The following is a 7,693-nucleotide window of genomic DNA, read 5'->3' on the forward strand; positions in this document are numbered from 1 at the left end:
GCTTGCTCGCGAACCGCCTGATGCCACGGTGTCGGGCGGGGTTCGCGAGCAAGCTCGCTCCTACAGCTCCTACAGCTCCTGCACCCTCGCAATTTTGTCCAAGACCCGCCGTTCCCGCGCCGGTAAAGTAGGCCCATGGAACGCATCGAACACCACAGCAGCGGCCTGCCCGGCGTCCGTTTCATCGACGCCGAGTATCGCCGTTTCGCCTTTCCCCGGCATTTTCACCTCGACTACCACGTCGGGCTGATGCTGGACGGCTGCCAGCGCTACACCCATCGCGGTGAGCGCTCGCTGGCTGGCAATGGCGACATCCTGCTGATGAGCCCCGAGAGCATCCACGACGGTTCCAGCGAGGGCGAGGACGGCTACCGCATCCGTGTGCTGTCCATCGACCCGCAATGGCTGGACGACGCCTGCCGCGCCTTCAGCGATGGGCGCCAGGGCGCGCCGCGGCTCACCGCCGCGCAGCTGCGCGATCCGCTGCTGCAAGCCGAACTGCAACGCGCGCATACCCTGATGCTGGGCGGTGAACGGCTGGCGCAGGAAGGCCAGCTCTGGCAGGCGCTGGCCGCGCTGCTGGAACGCGCCTCCAGCCTGCGCATCCGCGAGCCGGGACAGGGCTTCGATGCGCCGACCTGGGCGCGCATTCGCGAATGGCTGGAATCGCGCCTGGAAACTCCGCCCACCCTGGAAGAGATCGCCCAGTTCTGCGACCTCAGCCCCTGGCAGGTGCTGCGCCGCTTCCGCCACCAGTGCGGGTTGCCGCCGCACCAGTGGCTCACCCAACTGCGCCTGGAACGCGCGCTGCCACGGGTGATCAAGGGCCAGCCGCTGGCGGAGATCGCCCTGAGCCTGGGCTTCTATGACCAGGCGCACTTCAGCCGCCTGTTCCGCCGCACCTACGGATTGCCGCCCGCGCGATTGCGTCAGCGCTGATCCGCCTCCCTTTCCCGTTTCCTTTCCCACTGGAGAATCCCGCCATGCAGGAGGTTCACGTCTTGCTCATGCTCACCGCCGTGTTCGCGGTCGCCCTGGTCAGCCCCGGCCCGGATGTCGCGCTGGTGGTGCGCACCTCGCTGCACCAGGGCCGCCGCGCCGGTGTGCTCAGCGCCCTCGGGCTGGCTTGCGGCATCCTGGTCCACGGCACCCTGGTGCTGACCGGCGTGTCGCTGCTGCTCAGCCGTTCGCCGCTGTTGTTCAGCGCCCTGCAACTGGTGGGCGCGGCCTACCTCGGCTGGCTCGGCGTCGGTGCGCTGCGCGCGTTGCGCAAGCCGGGTGGGGCAGGGCGGATCGACGGTGAGTTGTCCGCATCGAAGCTCGGCCCCTGGCTGCGCGGGCTGGCCACCAACCTGTTCAACCCCAAGGCGCTGGTGTTCTTCCTCGCGCTGCTGACCAGCCTGATTCCGGTGGACATGTCGGCTCCCGGCAAGGTCTCGGTGGCGGTGATGCTGTTCGTCGTCGGCTTCGCCTGGTTCAGCCTGCTCAGCGTGATCCTCACCCGACCGCTGTGGCAGCAGCGGCTGCTACGCGCGGTGCCGGTGATCGACGGGGCCTGCGGACTGGTGTTCCTGCTGGTGGCGGGGGGAATCCTGGTCAGCGTGGTGAACCACGCGACGCATTGGGTGTGAGGCGTGCTGGCGGATAACCTGTTCCAGGTTATGCGCCCTACGGTGGGGGTTCTCGTAGGGCGCCTAACGCGGCACGCGTTATCGCCGTACAAAGGGAGAGATCAGGACAAAACCGCCGGAGCGCCATGGAGTTTGGCCGTAGTGCCGTCATTCGCGGGAGCGCGGGTCATTGCCGCGTTCCCGGTGCTGTCGGAAAATTCAGGCTGTCATCCCCTGAGTTCACGCAGCATGTCGCAAGCGGTCTTCTTCGCCCACGCCAACGGTTTCCCCTCGGGCACCTACGGCAAGTTGTTCGATGCCCTGGAGCCGGATTACCGGGTCCATCGGCTGGACATGCACGGCCATGACCCACGCTTCCCGGTGAACGCCAACTGGGAAAACCTGGTGGAAGAGCTGCTGCATCACCTGCAGGCTCTGGACGAACCGGTGTGGGGAGTCGGCCATTCCCTCGGCGGCGTGCTGCATTACCACGCGGCGCTGCGCAAACCCGAGCTGTACCGCGGCGTGGTGATGCTCGACTCGCCGTTGCTGACGCTGGCCGACCAACTGGTGATCCGCGCTGCCAAGCGCTTCGGCTTCATCGACCGGCTGACGCCCGCTGGCCGCACCCTGGGCCGCCGCGAGGACTTCGAGGATTTCGCCGAGGCGCTGGACTACTTCGCCGGCAAGCCGCTGTTCAAACGCTTCGACCGCGATTGCCTGGAAGCCTACGTGCGCCACGGGCTGGCGCCGTCCGATGCGCGCGGCCTGCGATTGAAGTTCGATCCGGCCACGGAAATCTCCATCTACCGCAACGTGCCGCACACTGCTCCCGGCCGCGCCGGGCAACTGGCCGTGCCGCTGACCATGGTGCGCGGCCGTCACAGCCGCGTCGTGCTGCCGCACCATGCCCGCCTGATCGGCCGCATCCCCATGGGCGAAAGCCTGTCGCTGCCGGGCGGGCACATGTTCCCGCTGGAGCGCCCGCAGGACACCGCCGCGCTGCTCAAGACCGTCTTCGCCCGCTGGCAACAGCGCGCCACTTCCTGAGGAATCGCCATGACCGCCCAAGTCCAGGAAATCCGCCTGAACCTGCCGCACATCGAACTGGCCGCGCATCTCTTCGGCCCGGAAGACGGTCGCCCGGTGATCGCCCTGCACGGCTGGCTGGACAACGCCATGAGCTTCGCCCGCCTGGCGCCCAAACTCGAAGGCGTGCGCATCCTCGCCCTGGACTTCGCCGGCCACGGCCACTCGGCGCACCGCGCGGCGGGGGCCAGCTACCTGCTGTGGGACTACGCGCTGGACGTGCTGATGGTGGCCGACCAGATGGGCTGGGAGCGTTTCTCCCTGCTCGGGCATTCCATGGGCGCCATCGTCTCGGTGCTGCTGGCCGGCTCCATGCCCGAGCGCATCGAGCGCCTGGCGCTGATCGACGGCCTGGTGCCCTACACCGGCGAGCCGGACACTTCACCGCAGAAGCTCGGCGAAGCCCTGCGCGCCCAACTCGCCCTGCCGAACAAGCGCAAGCCGGTCTACGAAGCCATCGACCGTGCGGTAGAAGCGCGCATGAAAGGCGTCGGCGCAGTGAGCCGCGAGGCGGCGGAATTGCTGGCATCCCGAGGCCTGGTGCCGGTGCCCGGCGGCTACACCTGGCGCACTGACCCGCGGTTGACCCTGCCATCGCCGCTGCGCCTGACCCGCGCCCATGCGCGACAATTCGTCCAGTCGGTGCAATGCCCAGTCAGCCTGGTGCTGGCGCAGCAGGGATTGCTGATGGTCGAGCCGGCCATCCGCGAACTGCTCAAGGACAGGCTGTTCGAGGTCCATGAGCTGCCCGGCCAGCACCATCTGCACCTGGATGACGAGGCGGGCGCCGAAGCCGTCGCCGCGATCTTCCGATCCTTCCTGCTGGCCTGAGGGAAACACCCCGTAGCGCCCTTTGGCTTGACTAAAGCGGGGCCTGCCGCGACGCTGCACGGATCGCTTCAGGGAGATTGTGCATGCTCGACATCCAGACCGCCGCGCGCCAGGGGCCGGAATACCCTCACTTCGTCAGGACCGACGCGCACCGGATGTCACGGCGGCTTCGCACGCTGATCGCCGGCGGACTGCTCGGCTTCGCCAGCCTCGCCGGCGCCGCCGACCTGCCCGACAGCCACGACCTGGAGATACTCCCGCGCTTCCCGCGTTCGGAGATCGTCGACTTCAACCAGGCCGCCAGCCAGGAACGTATCTACCCGCAAGGCTCGATCAGCCGCATCAGTGGGCGCCTGCGCATGGAAGGGGAGGTGCGCGCCCTCGGCGACCTCACGGCCGTGACCTACCGCCTGCCCGACGAGGATTCCAGCCAGAGCGCCTTCGCCGCCGCGCGCAAGGACCTGCTCAAGGCCGACGCCACGCCATTGTTCTGGTGCGAGAGCCGCGATTGCGGTTCCAGCAACCTGCTGGCCAACTCGGTGTTCGGCAACTCCAAGCTGTTCGGCCCGGACGAGCAGCAGGCCTACCTGCTGGTGCGCCTCGCCGCGCCCCACGAGAACAGCCTGCTGGCGGTCTACACCATCACCCGGGGCAACCGCCGCGCCTACCTGCATGCCGAACAGCTGGACAGCACCGCCGCCCTCGGCGAACTGCTGCCCAGCCCGGCGACCCTGATGCGCCTGCTCAAGGCCAACGGCGAGCTGACCTTGAGCCACGTGCCGCAGGAACCGGGCGGCGCCTGGCTGGACCTGCTGGTACGTACCCTGCGCCTGGACACCGGCGTGCGCGTCGAACTGGCCGGCCAGCACGCCGGCGACTGGCGCGCCGCGCTCACCGCCCAGGGCGTACGCGATGCGCGTCTGGAGCAGGGCAAGGATGATGGCGATGGGCTTCATCTGACCTGGCTGCGCTGATTCCCCTACGCGCGGACGCGAAACGCCCTACACTGGGGCTTTCGAGCCGACTGGGGTTTCCAATGTTCGACAACGATCGCCTGTTGCTGCGCCTGCTGTTGCTCGGGTTGCTGGGCGCAAGTATCTGGGTGCTGCTGCCCTTCTGGTCGGCGCTGTTCTGGGCCGCCGTGCTGGCCTTCGCCAGCTGGCCGCTGATGCGCCTGCTGACCCAGTTGCTCGGCGGCCGCCAGGCCGCGGCGGCAGGCCTGCTGACCGTTGGCTGGATCGTGCTGGTGGCGTTGCCCCTGGTGTGGCTGGGCTTCGGCCTGGTGGACCGGGTGCGCGAAGGCGTCGAACTGGTGAAGAACCTGCAGGTCGCCGGGTTGCCGCCGCCGCCGGCGTGGATGGCGCGGGTGCCGCTGATCGGCGATCGTCTGATCGGCTGGTGGTACCAGGCCGACCAGCAGGGCGTGGCCATCTTCTCCGCGCTCAAGCCCTACATGGGCGAGGTCGGCAACTGGGCGCTGGCGCGCAGCGCCAAGCTGGGCGCGGGCATCTTCGAACTGGTGCTGAGCCTGGTGCTGATCTTCTTCTTCTACCGCGACGGCCAGCGCCTGCAGGCGTTCGCCCACGGCGTGCTGGAGCGCCTGATCGGCGAGGCGGCGCAGCAGTACATGGACATCATCGCCGGTACCGTGCAGCGGGTGGTCAACGGTGTGATCGGCACCGCCGCCGCCCAGGCCGTGCTGGCCACCATCGGCTTCCTTATCGCGGGCGTGCCGGGCGCGCTGGTGCTGGGCCTGTTGACCTTCGTCTGCAGCCTGCTGATGGTGCCGCCGCTGGTGTGGGGCCCGGCAGTGATCTGGCTGTTCTACCAGCAGAGCTACGGCTACGCGGTGTTCATGGCGATCTGGGGCTTCTTCGTGATCAGCGGCGTGGACAACATCCTCAAGCCCTACCTGATCAGCCGCGGCGGCAACCTGCCGCTGGTGGTGGTGCTGCTGGGCGTGCTCGGCGGGTTGCTCAGCTTCGGCTTCATCGGCCTGTTCCTCGGGCCGGTGCTGCTGGCGGTGGTCTACAACCTGGTCAGCGCCTGGGTGGCCAGCTCGCACCGGCCTCCGCCGCCGCCGGTGGTTTGATGGATCGGAGCGGGGTTTTGCCCTCTCCCTGACCCTCTCCCTGAAGGGAGAGGGGACTGTCCGGCGTGCTCTGAAGGCGCGGCACTCGCCGGCTGACTCCGCAGAAGGGCCGCGTGCCGAGCGGCTCCCTCTCCCTTCAGAGAGAGGGCTGGGGAGAGGGTGTCAGCAGGTGCTCCGATCTCGAGGGCTGTTCGCGAGCAAGCTCGCTCCTACAGGGAGCTCTGCCGCCATGGCGGATAACGCCTGAGGCGTTATCCGCCGTACAACCCTCGCCGGCTAGCTTTGTAAGAAGCTCCTGCGCCGAACGGCCCCCTCTCCCTTCAGGGAGAGGGCTGGGGAGAGGGTAGTGAAGCTTGCTCCAGCGTTTCCCAGGAGCGCTGTTCGCCAGCAAGCTCGCTCCTACAGGGAGCTCCGCCGCCATGGCGGATAACGCCTGATGCGTTATGCGCCGTACAACCCTCGCCGGCTAACTTTGTAAGAAGCTCCTGCGCCGAACGGCCCCCTCTCCCTTCAGGGAGAGGGCTGGGGAGAGGGTAATGAAGCTTGCTCCAGCGTTTCCCAGGAGCGCTGTTCGCGAGCAAGCTCGCTCCTACAAGGAGCTCCGGAGCAGGGCGCGAATAACCCGGAACGGGTTATCCGCCGCCATGGCGGATAACGCCGGGGGCGTTATGCGCCCTACGTGAGGGTCGAGCTCAGACGTGCTCGCTCCTGACCTGCACCAGCTTGTCCCGTCCGGCGCCCAGGCCGAACAGGATTCCCGCCACCGTCACCACCACGAAGATCACCCCGGTCGCTGCCCAGCCGCCGGTGGCGTCGTGCACCACGCCGACCAGGAAGGGCCCGCAGGCCGCCAGGGTGTAGCCCACGCCCTGGGCCATGCCGGAGAGGTTGGAGGCGACGTGGGAGTCCGGTGAGCGCAGCACGATCAGCGCAAGGGCGATGCTGAAGGTGCCGCCCTGGCCGAGGCCGAGCACCACCGCCCAGCCCCAGATGCCCGAAAGCGGGGCGAACAGCAGGCCGAGCAGGCCGGCCAGGGTCAGGCCCATGACCATCACCACGGCGATGCGCTGGTCCTTGCCGCGGGTGGCCAGCCAGGGCGCGGCGAGGGCGCTGAACAGCTGCACCATGACCGAACCGGAGAGCACCAGCCCGGCTTCCACCGCGCTCAGGCCACGGTCGATGAGGATCGACGGCACCCAGCCGAAGACGATATAGGCCAGCGACGACTGCAGGCCCATGTACAGCGTGACCTGCCAGGCCAGCGGGTCGCGCCACAGGCCCTTCACCTTGTACACCGCGCGGTGGGCGTGGTGGTTCTGGCGGGTCTGCGGCAGCCAGATCGCTGCGGCGACCACGGCCGGGATCGCCCAGAACGCCAGCGCCAGTTGCCAGCTGTCGTCCATCACCTTGGCCAGCGGCACGGTGGAGCCGGCGGCGGTGGCGGCGCCCAGGCACAGGGCCATGGTGTAGACGCCGGTCATGGTTCCGGCGATCTGCGGGAAATCGCGCTTGACGATGCCCGGCAACAGCACGCCGATGATGCCGATGCTGGCGCCGGCCACCAGGCTGCCGAGGAACAGCCCGGCCACCGGGAACAGGCTGCGCAGGACGATGCCGCCGGCCAGGGTGAAAAGAATCAGCAGGACGGTGCGCTCGGCGCCCAGGCGCCGCGCGAGCATCGGCGCCAGCGGCGCGAACAGGCCCAGGCAGAGCACCGGCAGGGTGGTCAGCAGCCCCGCAGCGGCAGCCGAGAGGCCGGTGCCGTCACGCACGGTGTTGAGCAGTGGCGACAGGCTGGAAAGCGCCGGGCGCAGGTTGATCGCCACCAGCACCAGGCCCAGCAGCAACAGCCAGGTGCGCTGCGGGCGCGGCGCGGCTTTCGTGTCGTCGTCCTCGGCGTCGATCAACAGTTCTTCGGGCGGGCAGGACACCTTGTGTTCGGCGTCTTTCGGCTCATGGGGCAAGGACATGGCGGGCATTCCAGGGCAGCAAGGCAGAAGAAGGCATTCAGAGTCAGATCAGCAGCGCGCGGTTCGCTCTCGCGGCGTCTTCGGCGTCGCCACGGGCGATG

General features: G+C 68.4%; 7 protein-coding genes. 6 read left to right on the forward strand and 1 reads right to left on the reverse strand.

Annotation, left to right across the window (positions count from 1 at the left end):
* The first annotated feature begins 135 nt into the window (after nt 1-135).
* From ACCC94_RS25770 to ACCC94_RS25795, 6 genes are all read left to right on the forward strand, one after another.
* A complete protein-coding gene (locus tag ACCC94_RS25770; RefSeq protein WP_413352454.1) occupies nt 136-939 on the forward strand; it encodes an AraC family ligand binding domain-containing protein in 804 nt (267 codons plus the stop codon).
* 44 nt (nt 940-983) lie between these two features.
* A complete protein-coding gene (locus ACCC94_RS25775; RefSeq protein WP_413352455.1) occupies nt 984-1,631 on the forward strand; it encodes a LysE family translocator in 648 nt (215 codons plus the stop codon).
* A 228-nt stretch (nt 1,632-1,859) separates the two neighbouring features.
* Nucleotides 1,860-2,660 carry an alpha/beta fold hydrolase gene (locus ACCC94_RS25780; RefSeq protein WP_413352456.1) on the forward strand — a complete coding sequence of 267 codons (801 nt, stop codon included), beginning with the start codon at nt 1,860-1,862 and terminating at the stop codon, nt 2,658-2,660.
* A 9-nt stretch (nt 2,661-2,669) separates the two neighbouring features.
* Nucleotides 2,670-3,530 (forward strand): alpha/beta hydrolase, encoded by an 861-nt coding sequence (locus ACCC94_RS25785; RefSeq protein WP_413352457.1) that lies wholly within the window; start codon nt 2,670-2,672, stop codon nt 3,528-3,530.
* An 83-nt stretch (nt 3,531-3,613) separates the two neighbouring features.
* Nucleotides 3,614-4,504, forward strand: coding sequence for a DUF4892 domain-containing protein (locus ACCC94_RS25790; protein ID WP_413352458.1), 891 nt, complete (start codon nt 3,614-3,616; stop codon nt 4,502-4,504).
* Nucleotides 4,505-4,566: 62 nt separating this feature from the next.
* Nucleotides 4,567-5,622, forward strand: coding sequence for an AI-2E family transporter (locus ACCC94_RS25795; protein WP_413352459.1), 1,056 nt, complete (start codon nt 4,567-4,569; stop codon nt 5,620-5,622).
* 692 nt (nt 5,623-6,314) lie between these two features.
* Here ACCC94_RS25795 and ACCC94_RS25800 read toward each other — a convergent pair.
* Nucleotides 6,315-7,592: a CynX/NimT family MFS transporter gene (locus ACCC94_RS25800; RefSeq protein ID WP_413352460.1), complete on the reverse strand. Its 1,278-nt coding sequence runs from the start codon at nt 7,590-7,592 to the stop codon at nt 6,315-6,317.
* Nucleotides 7,593-7,693 lie beyond the last annotated feature (101 nt).

The organism is Pseudomonas sp. Pseusp97, from assembly GCF_047304025.1.
GTDB lineage: Bacteria > Pseudomonadota > Gammaproteobacteria > Pseudomonadales > Pseudomonadaceae > Pseudomonas.

Coding starts and splice junctions, on each gene's coding strand:
- ACCC94_RS25770 (WP_413352454.1), top strand. CDS start 136: ATGGAACGCATCGAACACCACAGCAGCGGCCTGCCCGGCGTCCGTTTC.
- ACCC94_RS25775 (WP_413352455.1), top strand. CDS start 984: ATGCAGGAGGTTCACGTCTTGCTCATGCTCACCGCCGTGTTCGCGGTC.
- ACCC94_RS25780 (WP_413352456.1), top strand. CDS start 1,860: ATGTCGCAAGCGGTCTTCTTCGCCCACGCCAACGGTTTCCCCTCGGGC.
- ACCC94_RS25785 (WP_413352457.1), top strand. CDS start 2,670: ATGACCGCCCAAGTCCAGGAAATCCGCCTGAACCTGCCGCACATCGAA.
- ACCC94_RS25790 (WP_413352458.1), top strand. CDS start 3,614: ATGCTCGACATCCAGACCGCCGCGCGCCAGGGGCCGGAATACCCTCAC.
- ACCC94_RS25795 (WP_413352459.1), top strand. CDS start 4,567: ATGTTCGACAACGATCGCCTGTTGCTGCGCCTGCTGTTGCTCGGGTTG.
- ACCC94_RS25800 (WP_413352460.1), bottom strand. CDS start 7,592: ATGTCCTTGCCCCATGAGCCGAAAGACGCCGAACACAAGGTGTCCTGC.